Source organism: Microbacterium sp. GQ128 (assembly GCF_059758615.1).
Genome location: NZ_JCAXDY010000003.1, coordinates 503,908 through 516,024 on the forward strand (window position 1 = coordinate 503,908; position 12,117 = coordinate 516,024).

Below are 12,117 nucleotides of genomic sequence, written 5' to 3' on the forward strand. Positions count from 1 at the left end.
TTCCTCTCGGATCAGGCGAAGACATCGATGCCGCCGTGCGGCGAGACGAGGGGGACGGGCGGTGTGCCGTCTGGCGCGGAGGGGGCGACGTCGGTGCTCGGTCGTGCGCCCGCGTTCCGGTCGGTGGGTGCGTCGCCGCGGGTCTGTCCGCCGCCCGCGCTCGCCGCACTGCCGTTCGCGGCGTTGCCGTTTGCTGAGCCGCCGTTCGGCGAGCTCTGCGGGTTCGCCGAGCCGGGGCCGTCGTCCGAGCTCGACAGCATCAGGGAGGCGTGCGGTGCCGCTGCCGCGAGATCCCGTCGCAGGTCGGCGAGGACGGCACGTAGCGCCTCGCGCCCGAGGTCGTTCGGGGCGTGCAGTTCGATGTGGATGGCGCCTCCGGAGATGTGCGCACGCACGGTCACCGGGCCGAGGTTCTCGGGCGACACGGTCAGCGTGAGGCTGTGATCGCCGTCTGCGGCCTGGGCGAGTGCGACGACCGGCGCCGAGATCTGGGGGAGCGGGACCGGCCGGGCGAGCGCCGCTGTGGCGGCAGGAGTGCTCGGGGCGACCGGGGGTGGTGATGCGGGAGACGGTGCGGTGACGGCGACTGTCGTGCCGGCGGCGTCTGCCGTGGCGGGTGCGGATGCGGCGGGGGCGGCGACGACCGGAGCCGAGCCGGCAGGAGACGCCACCGTGTCGGGTGCGGTGGCCGTCGCGATCCGGAGTGCCGGGTCGGTGTTCGACGCCGATGCCGGCGCGGGAGCCGCGGCGACGGCACCGTGCTCGCCGGCAGCGGCAGCGGCACTGGAGGGGACGGGGGCGAGGCGGAGAGCCGCGTCGGCCGGGACGTCGGCCGCGGTGCTGTTCGTGTCGGACGCTCCCGCCACCGCGGCGGTGCTGACCGGCAGGGATGCGGCACCGACGCCGGGGCTAGACGAGGTGCGCGGCGATGCCCCGGGGACGGCGGGCGGCGCGGCTGATGCTGCCAGGGCTCCCGCCGATGCGGTGGCGCGAGCCGGATCGACCGATGCGGCGACCGTGCTGGACGCCGCGATCGGCGGGAGGTCGGCGGAGGCCGCAGGGGCATCCGCCACTCCCGCGTCTTCCGCAGCATCCACCGGCGGCTGCATCGGGTCGAGGTCGAGGTCGAGGGTCGCATCCGTGGTGCTTCCCTCGACGGGAGCCGCCGTGCCCGAATCGCTCGGGAGAGGGGCGAGGGGCGCCGGGACCACGGGGAGAACCTGGCCATCGGGCTCGGTGGGGGCTTCCGTCGTGGTGCTTCCCGTCGACGAACCCTCAGCAGGGATGCCGTCGGCGGGGGCGTCATCCGCGCGTTGAGCCCGGGCAGCATCCTGGATCACGTCGGCGAAGGCCGCGGCGCCCGGGGTGGTGCCGCGCGACGGCGAGCCGCCGGTCGGGCGCGACGCGCGAGCGTCGAGCATGTCGACGATGCCGAGGGCGGTCACGACTGCCCCTCCGTATCGGTGCGCGATCCGATCTCGTCGAGCTCCGCCTGCTCGGCGTGCAGCTCGGCAGCCCGCACCCGCGCGGCGTGCGCCTGGGCGAGACGATCGAGTCCGCGCATCGCCCGTCTCGCCTCGGCGTGTTCGGTGCGGGCGTCGTCGACGGTCTGCGCCTGCAGGTGCGACAGCGTCGTCAGGTCGGCGAGGAGCGTCCGACCGGCGACGCGGGCGGCAGCGAGCGCGGCGAGCGAGCGGACGTCGACCGCTTCGCTCCCGGCTCCGGAGAGGTGCGCGCGAAGGGATCGATCGCGTGCCTCGGTGTGCTGGGCGTCGAGCACCGCGCGGGACAGTCGCTGGGCGGCGGCCCGCTCCTGGATCTCGCGCACGCGCAGCAGGCCCGCCAGGGAGAAGGACCGTGTCATGAGAGACCTCCGAAGCCGGAGACGAGTTCGTCGAGGCGACGCCACGATTCGTCGATCCGGCTCGTCTCGTCGAGGGGCTGGGTGAGGAAGGCCGAGATCGCCCGTTCGTGGGTGATGGCCGCGTCGATGCGCGCGTCGGCTCCCGGCTGGTAGGCGCCGATATCGATCAGGTCGTTCGCCCGGCGACGCGCGGCGAGGACCGCTCGCAGCGTCGCCGCGTGCGACCGCTGTTCCGAGGCGGTGATCTTCCCCGCCACGCGAGAGACGGAGCCGAGCACGTCGATCGCCGGATGGTGTCCGGAGAGGGCGAGTGCACGATCGAGCACGACGTGGCCGTCGAGAATCGAGCGCACGGTGTCGGCGATCGGCTCGTTGTGGTCGTCGCCGTCGACGAGCACGGTGTAGATGCCGGTGATCGAGCCGCGACGATCGGTGCCGGCGCGTTCGAGCAGCCCGGCGAGGAGCGAGAACGTCGACGGCGGATAGCCGCGGGTCGCGGGGGGCTCTCCGGCGGAGAGGCCGATCTCGCGCTGCGCCATCGCGACGCGGGTCAGCGAGTCCATCATGAGGATGGCGTGCGCCCCGTCATCGCGGAAGGCCTCGGCGATCCTCGTCGCGGTGTACGCCGCCCGGATGCGGGCCATCGCGGGCTGGTCCGAGGTCGAGACCACGACCACGGAACGGGCGAGGCCTTCGGGCCCCAGGTCGTCCTCGATGAACTCGCGCACCTCGCGGCCGCGCTCGCCGACGAGGGCGATCACGGTCACCTTGGCCTCGGTGCCGCGCGCGATCATCGACAGCAGCGACGACTTGCCCACTCCGGAGCCGGCGAAGAGCCCCACGCGCTGTCCACGTCCCACGCTGACGAGCGTGTCGAGCGCGCGCACGCCGAGCGGAAGAGGGGCCTCGATCCGGTCACGCCCCATGATCGACGGCGGAGCGTGATCGAGGCTCACGGGGATCGCGCCCGTCAACGGCCCCTTGCCGTCGATCGGCCGTCCGAGCCCGTCGAGGACTCGTCCGAGCAGTGCGGTTCCGGTCGGTACCCGGAGCGGACCACCGCGACCGCGCACCGGAGCCCCGACGGTCAGACCGGCGACGGCTCCGAGAGGCATGCACCGCAGGCCGCCCTCACCGATCGCGACGACCTCGGCATCGACCCCGTCGAGGGTCACGACATCGCCGACGGCGCCGTCGAGGCCGCGCACCTGCACGCTCAGACCGCGCACCTGGGAGACGACGCCGATCCGCTCCGGCCGAACGGCCTCACGCACGGCGGTCCAGGCCGTCATGACCCGGCCTCGACGAGTGCGCGGCGAGCGCGCTCGAGAGCGCTGCCGATCCGGGCATCGATGTGCCCGTGCGCGAGTGTCGCGACGGCATCGCCGCGCTCGAGCGTGTCATCGCCGACGAGGGCGAACGCGGTCAACTGCGCGTCCGCGGTCTGCAGCGTGCGCAGGTCGTCGGGGTGCAGACGCACCTCGCGGATCTCGGCGGGTTCGGCGGCAGCGAGCACTCGCCGGGCTGCTGCCGCCGCAGATGAACCGGCGTCCGAGAGCTCGGCGCCGACGATGAGCTCGGCGAGTTCGATCGCACAGCGCAGCACCTCGTCGTGTGCGGCGGCGGAGAGCTCGCGCTCCCGGTCGCCCAGCGAGCGGGCCGCAGCGTGCAGGGCGGACACGGCGGTCTCCATCTCGCGCGCGGCCGCCGCGTCGCGGGCCGCCTGCTCCGCGGCGGCGACCCGCTGCTCCGCCTCGGCCTCGGCCCGCCCGGCGCGGTAGCCCTCGGCATGCCCTTCGGCATAGCCCCGCATGCGGGCACGCGCATGCTCCGCGCCGTCCGCGCGTCCGTCGAGACGCGGGAACAGCACCGGAGAGAACGCGTCAGTAGACATATTCATCCTCGTCGGCGCGCTGCACCGTGATGTCGCCGGCGGCCTCGAGCGCGCGGATCGTGCGCACGATCTCGGCTCGGGCCTCCTCGACCTGCGAGATGCGCACCGGCCCGAGGGTCCGTGCTTCCTCGTCCAGGTTCTCGCGGTTGCGCTCCGAGACGTTGCGGCGGATGAGGTCGACGATCGGCTGGTTGGCGCCCTTCAGGGCGAGAGCCAGCGAGCGGATGTCCATGCCGCGCAGCACCCGCTGCGTGTCGCGGTCGTCGAGCTTGACGATGTCGGCGAAGGTGAACATGCGCGACCGGATGTCTTCCGCGAGGGCGCTGTCGCGGTCCTCGATGCTCGCCAGCAGCGCCTTCTCGACGGTCGCTCCCGACCGGGCGATGATCTCGACGAGCGGCTCGACACCGCCGAGGGTGTCCGGAGCATCACGGCTCGCGAAGCTTCCGGTGCGGGCCTTCAGCGCGTCGGCCACGATAGCGATCGCCTCCTGCGACGCGGTGCCCATGGTCGCGATCGCGTGGGCGACATCGGTGCGGGTCGGGTCGGGAAGAGCAGCCAGCACGGCGGCTGCCCGGTCGGTGGGCAGGTGCGCGAGCACCAGGGCGACGGTCTGCGGAAGCTCGCCGTCGAGGAGGGTCGCCAGCTGCGCCGGGTCGGCCGAACCGAGGAACTCGAACGACGAGTTCATCGACGCCGAACCCACCCTGCCGAGCACGGCCGCGGCGCGCTCCGCCCCGAACGAGGCCTCCAGCAGCCCGGCTGCGAGGTCGCGGCCACCGCGCGCGGGCGGCAGGTGCCCGGTCGCGATCCGGTGGAACTGGCCGAGCGCCTGGGCGGTGGTGGCGGCGTCCAGATCCTGCAGCTCGATGATCTCGGCGGCGACGGCCTCGGCCTCCGACTCCGAGAGGTGCTTCATCACCTCGATCGCCTGGGCGCGGTCGAGGTTCATCAGCACGACGGCCGCCGTCTGCCGGTCGGTCAGGCCGCTCATACGTGCTGCCTGTCGTCGATGAGGGTCCGCAGCAGCTCGGCCGTGCGCTTCGGGTCCTGACGCGTCAGCGAGTCGATCTCGGCGCGGCGGCGCTCGAGGCTCACCTGTGCGGGCTCGGGGTCCGGCTCCGGCTCGGGGTCGGGCGTCGTCTCCAGGAAAGCCAGTGGGGTCGTGGGCGCCTGCTCGATGGCGGTGGTGGCCGCACCGGGGTCGAGAGCCGCCGACAGCGGGGCGGGCCGCTCGCCGAACAGCTGGTCGAACTCAGTCGCCGAGTTGGCGCGACGCCGCATGCGAACGAGGGCCGCGATCACCGCCAGCAGCAGCGGCAGAGCGATCGCGGCGGCGATGATCGCGGTGTTCAGGAGCACGGCCTGACGTTCGGCGGCCTCGGCGTCCTTGGCAGCCTGGAGCGCGGCCTGAGCGGCTTCGGCATCCGTCTGGCTGAAGGAGACGAGCTCGACCGCGATGGAGTCTCCGCGTTCGGTGTCGATCCCGGCGGCGGTCTCGACGAGGTCGGTCAGCTGCGCGGTGCTCAGGTCGCCCCCGGCTCCCGCGTCGACGGCGACCGAGACCGACTGACGCAGCACGTTCCCCGCCGGGGTCGAGGTGCTCTGGGTGCTCTTGTTGACGGCGTTGGTCTTCGAGGTCTCCGTGGATTCGGACGTGCCGTCCGCGCCGGCCGACGGCACCGCGATGTTGTCCGGTCCGAGCACGCCGGCGTTGGAGCTCGACCCGTTCTGGGTGTCCGTTCGCGACTGCTCGGTCAGCGGAGGTGCGCCCTCCGCCGGGGTGTAGGTCTCCTCGACGCGCTCGTTGACAGAGCGGTCGATCTCGGCGACGACCGTCACGGTGGCGTTGCCCGGTCCGACGACGGTGTCCAGCATCTGCTGCACGCTCGCCGTCACCCGCGCCTCGTAGTCGCCGGCCTGCTGGTCGACGCCGCCGGTGGCACCGACGCCGGCGGCCGAGAGCGTCTGGCCGCTCTGGTCCACGACGGCGACGTTCTCGGGCTTCATGCCGCTGACCGCCGCGGAGGTCAGGTGCACGATCGCCTCGACCTGCTTCGACGTGAGCGACGCGCTGCCGGACGTCTCCACGAACACCGATGCGGTGGAGTCCACCGTCTCCGAGACGAAGACGCTCTCCTCCGGGATGGCGAGCTGCACGGAGGCCGCGGTCACGCCCTCGATCGACGAGATGGTCGCGGCGAGCTCGCCCTCGATGGCGCGCTTGTAGGTCACGGACTGCTGGAACTCCGAGGTGGTCACGCCCATGTCGTCGAGCAGCGAGTATCCGCCGGAGCTCGCACCGGGGAGTCCGGCGGAGGCGGCGGCGAGCCGCTGGTCGTAGACGTCCTTCTCCGGCACGAGCACGGTGGCGCCGCCGTCGGCGAGCTCGTAGGGGACCGACGACGACCGCAGCTGCTCGACGACGGCGTTCGCGTCGGAGGCGCTCATCCCGGAGAACAGCGGGGTGTAGGTCGGGCGGCTCAGCCAGCTGGAGAGCGCGACGATTCCGAGCGCGAGCACGGCGACACCGATGATCGCGATCGTGCGCTGCGCGAGGGTGAAGCCCGCGATCACACGTCCGATCCGCTGGAAGACATTGCTCACTGCCTGAGGCATCAGGCCTGCATCCGCATGATCTCGTTGAACGCGTCGACGCCCTTGTTGCGCACGGCGGCGACGAGTTCGAGGGTGACCGAAGCGCGCGAGGAGGCGATCATGGCCGAGTGGATGTCGTCGAGGTCGCCGGTGACGGCGGCGACCTTGAGCGCGTCGGATTCGGACTGCAGCGCGCGCAGCTCGTCGATCGCGCCGGTGACGCTGTTCGCGAAGGCGGTGTCGTCCGCCGCCTTCACGGGAGCTGTGGGCGGGGCGAGGGTGAAGGCCGAGGAGATGCCCTCGACGCCGGAGAGGGGATCCATCAGCTGCGTCCGATCTGGAGGGCGGATTCGTAGGCGTTGCGGGCACGGTCGACGATGCCGGCGCTGGCCTGGTAGCCGCGCTGGGCGAGGATGAGCTGGCTCATCTGGTCGCCGAGGTCGATGTCGGGGTAGCGGACGTAGCCGTCGGCGTCGGCGAGCGGGTGGTCGGGCTGGTGCACGAGACGACCCTCGGCGCTGCCCTGCACGGCACCGGCCACATAGACCCCGGGCGACTGGTCGCTGGTCTGGGCGGTGATGTACCGGGCCCGGAAGGCGGCGCCGTCGGTCGCGGTGACGGTGTTGATGTTCGCGATGTTGTCGCTGATGGCGTCGAGCCACTTGCGGTGCACGGTCAGTCCGGTGCTCGCGATGCCGATCGCGTCGAAGGTCATGAGGTCCTCATCGCCGCGCGCATCGACGCGAACGAGCCGTTCACGGCCTGCGTCGCGAACTGGTAGCGCAGCATCGTGTCGACGCTGGACAGGGTCTCGGTGTCGAGATTGACGTTGTTGCCGTTCAGGCGCGTCGGCTCGAGCGAGGCACCGACCGTCGCACCGACCCGCCCGTCGCCCGCCTGGACCGAGTCGGCGAGCGCCTCTTCGAAGCGCACCCGCTTGGCGTGGTAGTCGGGGGTGTTGATGTTGGCGATGTTGTCGGCGATCGCCCGCTGGCGCAGCGCGAGGCCGTCGAGCGCGCTCGTCAGCGCGTTGATGGTCACAGAATCGAACACGACCGCTCCCCGTGTGTGGTGGTGTGGCCGATCCCTGGCCGAGTCTTGCGAGCCATCCGTGCTCTCCCTGGTCTATCGGCAGGGTCGCGCGCGGCGTTAGGGAGCGGTCTCAGCCGTCCACGTCGAGGTAGGCGGGTGCGTCGGGGCGACGGGTTCCCGGGATCCGGTCCACGGCGCCGAGGTGCTGGCGGAGGTCGTCGAGATCCGTGCGGGTGCGTTCCATCGCGAGGCGCTGGCGCTCGATCACTCGGCGGGCGCGGTCGGCGAGGTGCACGGGCAGGGGAGTGCTGGGCGGTGTCCACGGTTCGATGACGGCCGTGTCCGCGGTTCCGGGGGCGGCCGTCAGAATCCGGTCGGCGTCGAGCTCGAGACGATCCAGCAGGTCGGTCCACTCGTCGATGTTCCGCCGGCCGAACTCCTCGTCGGCGCTCACGAGCGCGTCTCCGCAACGGTTCGCGCTGCTTCGTGCCAGGCATCCCGCAGCGGGGCGACGATCCCGTGGCAGGCGCGCGTGCGTTCGGGATCGCGCCCGATGTTGGCGCCGATCAGGGTCTGCGACAGGAAGACGTAGACCGAGCGGAGCCCGGCGCTGCCGTTCCAGTCGTCGGTGAGAGAGGAGGACAGCTCTGCCACGATGGCCTGCGCGTGCTGGAGCTGGGCGTTCGCCTCGGTCCAGTCCTCGGCCCGCTGTGCGGCCTCGCCGCGTTCGATGTCGAGCATCAGCCGGTCGTAGAGCAGTGTCACGAGACGCTCGGGCGGTGCCGACAGGACGGCATCGTCCCGGTAACGCTGCTGAGCGCGCAGGGCGGCGTTCATGCTCACTTCCCCGAGCTCGAGGTCGGCAGCGCGGCGATCTGCGAGGACAGGTACGTCGACTGCGACTGCAGCTGTGAGAGCATGACCTCGAGTCGGGCGTAGGTGCGCTCCAGGTTCGCCTTGCGCTGGGCGAGACGCACGTCCCAGCGCTCCATCTGCTCGCCGAGGCTCTTCACCTCGCTCTCCTGTCCGGTGATGCGGGACGTGAGCAGGCCCTCGTACTTGTCGGAGTAGACCTTCGCGGTCTCCTGCACGCGCGAGGCGACGTCGGAGAACAGTCCGGCGACCGCATCCGGGTCCTTCGCGAGGGCTTCGGCGAACTTCTCCTCGTCGAAGCTCAGCACGCCGTACATGTCGGTCGAGATGCCGATGGAAGAGGGGGAGACTCCGTCGATCGGATGCTGGATGGCATCGGCGAGCGCCGTCCGCAGCGAGCGGACCGTGCTGTCGCCCGTGAAGACGCCCAGTGTCGTCTTCTCGCCCGCGTTCGCGGCGACGGTCGCCTTCGAGCCGTTGTCGATGCGCGTCAGGATGTCTTTGACCGCGGCGATGAATTCGGCGGAGGCCTTCGTGCGGGCCGCGGTGTCGACCGTCACGCCGATCGTGACGGGGTCGGCGGATGCCGCGGAGACCGTGACGTCGACGCCGTCGAAGAGGTCGGTGAAGGTGTTGCTCGACGAGGTCAGCACCTGCTCGGCACTGGTGCCGGCCCAGAGCCGCAGCTGCGCGTCAGCGCCCACCGCGATGACCGCCGCTCCCGCTTCGGTGGCGAGGTCGGACGCGGTGCCTGCCTCGACCGCGGCGACATCTCCTCGGTAGGCGCGGAATTGAGCGCCCTCGCCCGAGTCGGCCGCGCGCAGCTGCAGGCGGTGCAGGGGGTTGCCGTCGGCGTCGCGGCCCGCGGGCACCGCCGAGGCGACGACTCCGAAGCCCGCCTCGTTGATGGCCTGGGCGACGTCCTGCATCGAGGCGCCGTCGGCCTCGATCTGCAGACGCTCTCCCTTGGCGTTCTCGAGGGTGATCACGGGCGGGTCGACGGGCCACCCGTTCGAGGCGGCCGAGACGATGGTGTGGTTCTTCGCGATCTTGTCGACGACGATCTCCGCCGAGACCGGGGCGGCGCCGGTGCGGGTGGCGACCGTGACGGTGTTCGACGACGACGATGTCGTGAACCGGGCCAGTCCGTCGGGCGACGCGGCCTTCCCCGCGGCGGTGGCGAGGTTCTGGATCGCGGTGTTCAGCGTCTGCAGCTGGGCGACGATGCCGTTCTTGTCATCCATCTTCGCCTTGAGCAGCGAGCGCGGGATGGCGTGCACGTCCATCAGGGCCTTGATGACCTCTGTGGTCTTCAGGCCGGAGACGAGGCCGTCGAGCGAGAGAGACATGATCGCCTTTTCAGGTCGGGAGCGGACAGGGTCCGGGCGACGGTCGCAGCCGCCGCCCGGACCCTATGGCGTGGATCAGCGCAGGAGCTGGAGAACGCCCTGGTTGGACTGGTTCGCCTGGGCCAGCATGGCCGTGCCCGCCTGCGACAGGATGTTCGCCGAGGTGAACTTGACCATCTCGGACGCCATGTCGGTGTCGCGGATGCGGCTCTCCGCAGCGGACAGGTTCTCTGCCGACACGTTGAGGCTGTTGATGGTCGACTCGAAGCGGTTCTGCAGCGCACCGTAGCCGGCACGTGCGGTCGAGACCGCCTGGATCTCCGTGTCGATGTCCGCGAGTGCGGCGCCGTACGTTGCCGCACTCGTCATCGTCGCCGCGTAGCCCTTGATGTCCGCTCCGAGGGTGGCGAAGTTGGTCAGGGCGACCGAGATCTGGTCCTCGGCGGCGACCGCGCCCGCACCGACCTGGAACGTCAGCGTCGAGCCGCCCGAGAGCAGCTTGATGCCGTTGAAGTTCGTGCTCTCGGCGACACGGGTGAGCTCATCACCCAGGGTGTTGATCTCCTTCTGGATCGCCTCACGCGACTTCGCGTTGTTCGAGTCGTTCGCACCCTGAGCGGTCAGGTCGCGAACGCGCTGCAGAATCGAGTGGACCTCGGTCAGGGCGCCTTCCGCGGTCTGGATGACCGAGATGCCGTCCTGGGCGTTGCGGGCCGCGACGTTCAGGCCGTTGACCTGCGAGCGCAGGCCCTCGGAGATCGCGAGGCCGGCGGCGTCGTCCGCTGCCCGGTTGATGCGCAGACCGCTCGACAGCTTCTCGAGCGACTTCGACACGTCGTTCTGGGTGTTGGACAGGTTGCGGTAGGCGTTGAGCGCCGACACGTTGGTGTTGATCTGCATACCCATAAGGGTTCTCCTCCGTGAATTTCGTTGTGCGGGAGACCATCCGTGGTCTCCCGCACACACCTATCGGCGGAGGGAGCGTGGGCGTTAGCCGAGTGAGCGGGGAACGCCGTCAGGCGGGGGCCGATTCACGGAAGACGCCGGCGATCCGCGCGCTGGCGGCGTCGGCGATCCGCGTGAAGTACGCATCGCGCGCGCTCGCCGAGACCCGTGTGGTGGTGGCGGGGGCTGCGCCCTCGGCGAAGTACCGGTCCAGGGCGTCGCGCAGCAGGCGGATGGCCTCCGACCGCTGCTGCGACACGGCGGAATGCGTCACGCCGAGCTCCTCGGCGATCTCCTTCACGGGGCGTTCTTCGAAGTAGACGCTCTGGACGATCCGGCGCATGCGCTCGGGCAGCGCGGCTACGGCCTGCTCCAGCACCTCACGCCGTTCGCCGACCAGCGCCGATTCCTCGGGCAGCAGGACCTCGGTCGCCACATCGCGTGCGGCGGGATCTTCCAGTGTGGTGACGGTGCGGGCGGCATCGCCGAGGGCTTCGAGGACGACATCCTTCGCGACACCCATGGCCGTGGCGACCTCGGCGGCTGTCGCCGTCCTGCCGAGACCGGCGGTGAGGGTCTCGCGGACGGCGACCGTCTCTTTGATGCGCTTGCGGATGCCGCGGGATGCCCAGTCCATGGAACGCATCTCGTCGGCGAACGCACCGAGGATGCGGCGGCGTGCATAGGCGCCGAAGGGCACGCCCAGAGCCGGGTCGAAGGCGTCGGCGGCGGTCACGAGCGCGAGCGCTCCGACCGACGCCAGCTCGTCACGGGGGATATGAGTGGCTCGAGCGTGCGTTTCGGAAGCGAGGTAGCCGACCAGGGGGAGGTTGCTCTCGATGAGGAGATTGCGCTCAGCGCGCGACGACATGGGGGATGATCCACCTCTCTGGATTCACTCCGGAAGCTCCAAGGAGATGAGTAGATGCACATATCACACTTGTCGCGATCTGTACATGGGGAGAACTACCCACCGCCGTTCCACATAGTAACCTTAGGGGCGCGGCAGCCGATAGTGACCTTTGGCCGCGTTAACAGGCGTGGCGATCACTGGGGAAAAGGGGATCATGGGAGCCAACGAACTATCGATACAGCTGTGGCGAGAGCGTGAACTGCTCGAGATGCTGCTCTTCAAACTAGACGAACAGCAGCTGCTGCTCGCCGCCGGACGATCCCAGTGGATCCAGTTTGCCGCCCGCGAGATCGATCAGGTCCTCGATCGCCTGCGCGGTGCAGGACTCGCGCGCACCGTCGAGGTCGCCGCGGTCGCCGAGGAGTGGGGGGCTCCCGAGGGCGCGACGATCCGAGAACTGGTCGCGCATGCGCCGGAGGGAGCCTGGCAGGAGGTGTTCGCAGACCACATGCGCGCGCTGACCAGACTCGCCGCCGAGGTCGAACAGCTGCGCGACGCCAACACGGAGCAGCTCAGCGGAGTGCTCCGCGCCACCCAGGAGACGCTCGCCGCGCTGGGGCACGAGACGGGCGAATACACGACGAACGGTGACCGCGCACGCGACGACGCAGCGCGCATCATCGACACCGAGATGTGACCGGAAGGGGAT

Annotated in this window: 15 protein-coding genes; 1 reads left to right on the top strand and 14 read right to left on the bottom strand. The window is 70.8% G+C overall.

The features are described 5' to 3' along the window. Positions 1-11: 11 nt before the first annotated feature. The 14 genes from AC6CHX_RS12540 to AC6CHX_RS12605 form a co-directional block, all read right to left on the bottom strand. Complete coding sequence (locus AC6CHX_RS12540) at positions 12-1,445, bottom strand: flagellar hook-length control protein FliK (protein ID WP_498273087.1); 1,434 nt, start codon at positions 1,443-1,445, stop codon at positions 12-14. After that, positions 1,442-1,864, bottom strand: coding sequence for a flagellar FliJ family protein (locus AC6CHX_RS12545; protein ID WP_136042799.1), 423 nt, complete (start codon positions 1,862-1,864; stop codon positions 1,442-1,444). Before AC6CHX_RS12545 ends, AC6CHX_RS12540 begins: the two co-directional genes overlap by 4 nt. Then, positions 1,861-3,156, bottom strand: coding sequence for a FliI/YscN family ATPase (locus AC6CHX_RS12550; RefSeq protein ID WP_498273088.1), 1,296 nt, complete (start codon positions 3,154-3,156; stop codon positions 1,861-1,863). The genes AC6CHX_RS12545 and AC6CHX_RS12550 overlap by 4 nt, the downstream gene beginning before the upstream one ends. Then, positions 3,153-3,758 (bottom strand): FliH/SctL family protein, encoded by a 606-nt coding sequence (locus AC6CHX_RS12555; protein ID WP_498273089.1) that lies wholly within the window; start codon positions 3,756-3,758, stop codon positions 3,153-3,155. The genes AC6CHX_RS12550 and AC6CHX_RS12555 overlap by 4 nt, the downstream gene beginning before the upstream one ends. Continuing rightward, entirely contained in the window at positions 3,748-4,752 is a 1,005-nt protein-coding gene (gene fliG / locus AC6CHX_RS12560) for a flagellar motor switch protein FliG (RefSeq protein ID WP_452326005.1), read from the bottom strand. Before fliG ends, AC6CHX_RS12555 begins: the two co-directional genes overlap by 11 nt. Next, positions 4,749-6,377, bottom strand: coding sequence for a flagellar basal-body MS-ring/collar protein FliF (fliF, locus tag AC6CHX_RS12565; RefSeq protein ID WP_498273090.1), 1,629 nt, complete (start codon positions 6,375-6,377; stop codon positions 4,749-4,751). Before fliF ends, fliG begins: the two co-directional genes overlap by 4 nt. Continuing rightward, positions 6,377-6,679, bottom strand: a complete 303-nt coding sequence (gene fliE, locus AC6CHX_RS12570; protein WP_498273091.1) for a flagellar hook-basal body complex protein FliE — start codon at positions 6,677-6,679, stop codon at positions 6,377-6,379. The genes fliF and fliE overlap by 1 nt, the downstream gene beginning before the upstream one ends. After that, positions 6,679-7,071, bottom strand: a complete 393-nt coding sequence (locus AC6CHX_RS12575; protein WP_136042793.1) for a flagellar basal body rod protein FlgC — start codon at positions 7,069-7,071, stop codon at positions 6,679-6,681. Before AC6CHX_RS12575 ends, fliE begins: the two co-directional genes overlap by 1 nt. Further along, a complete protein-coding gene (locus tag AC6CHX_RS12580; protein ID WP_136042792.1) occupies positions 7,068-7,409 on the bottom strand; it encodes a flagellar basal body rod protein FlgB in 342 nt (113 codons plus the stop codon). Before AC6CHX_RS12580 ends, AC6CHX_RS12575 begins: the two co-directional genes overlap by 4 nt. A 109-nt stretch (positions 7,410-7,518) precedes the next feature. Further along, the gene (locus AC6CHX_RS12585) at positions 7,519-7,842 is read right to left on the bottom strand and encodes a hypothetical protein (RefSeq protein WP_136042791.1); all 324 of its coding nucleotides are present in this window, start codon (positions 7,840-7,842) and stop codon (positions 7,519-7,521) included. Next, positions 7,839-8,225, bottom strand: a complete 387-nt coding sequence (locus AC6CHX_RS12590; protein ID WP_376103814.1) for a flagellar export chaperone FliS — start codon at positions 8,223-8,225, stop codon at positions 7,839-7,841. Before AC6CHX_RS12590 ends, AC6CHX_RS12585 begins: the two co-directional genes overlap by 4 nt. Positions 8,226-8,227: 2 nt before the next feature. Continuing rightward, entirely contained in the window at positions 8,228-9,610 is a 1,383-nt protein-coding gene (fliD, locus tag AC6CHX_RS12595; protein ID WP_498273092.1) for a flagellar filament capping protein FliD, read from the bottom strand. Between the two features lie 75 nt (positions 9,611-9,685). Beyond that, positions 9,686-10,516, bottom strand: coding sequence for a flagellin N-terminal helical domain-containing protein (locus tag AC6CHX_RS12600; RefSeq protein ID WP_498273093.1), 831 nt, complete (start codon positions 10,514-10,516; stop codon positions 9,686-9,688). A 109-nt stretch (positions 10,517-10,625) separates the two neighbouring features. Next, the gene (locus AC6CHX_RS12605) at positions 10,626-11,426 is read right to left on the bottom strand and encodes a sigma-70 family RNA polymerase sigma factor (RefSeq protein ID WP_136042785.1); all 801 of its coding nucleotides are present in this window, start codon (positions 11,424-11,426) and stop codon (positions 10,626-10,628) included. A gap of 196 nt (positions 11,427-11,622) precedes the next feature. On the opposite strand from AC6CHX_RS12605, the gene flgN reads away from it, so the two are divergent. Further along, the gene (gene flgN / locus AC6CHX_RS12610; RefSeq protein ID WP_136042784.1) at positions 11,623-12,105 is read left to right on the top strand and encodes a flagellar export chaperone FlgN; all 483 of its coding nucleotides are present in this window, start codon (positions 11,623-11,625) and stop codon (positions 12,103-12,105) included. Positions 12,106-12,117: the final 12 nt, after the last annotated feature.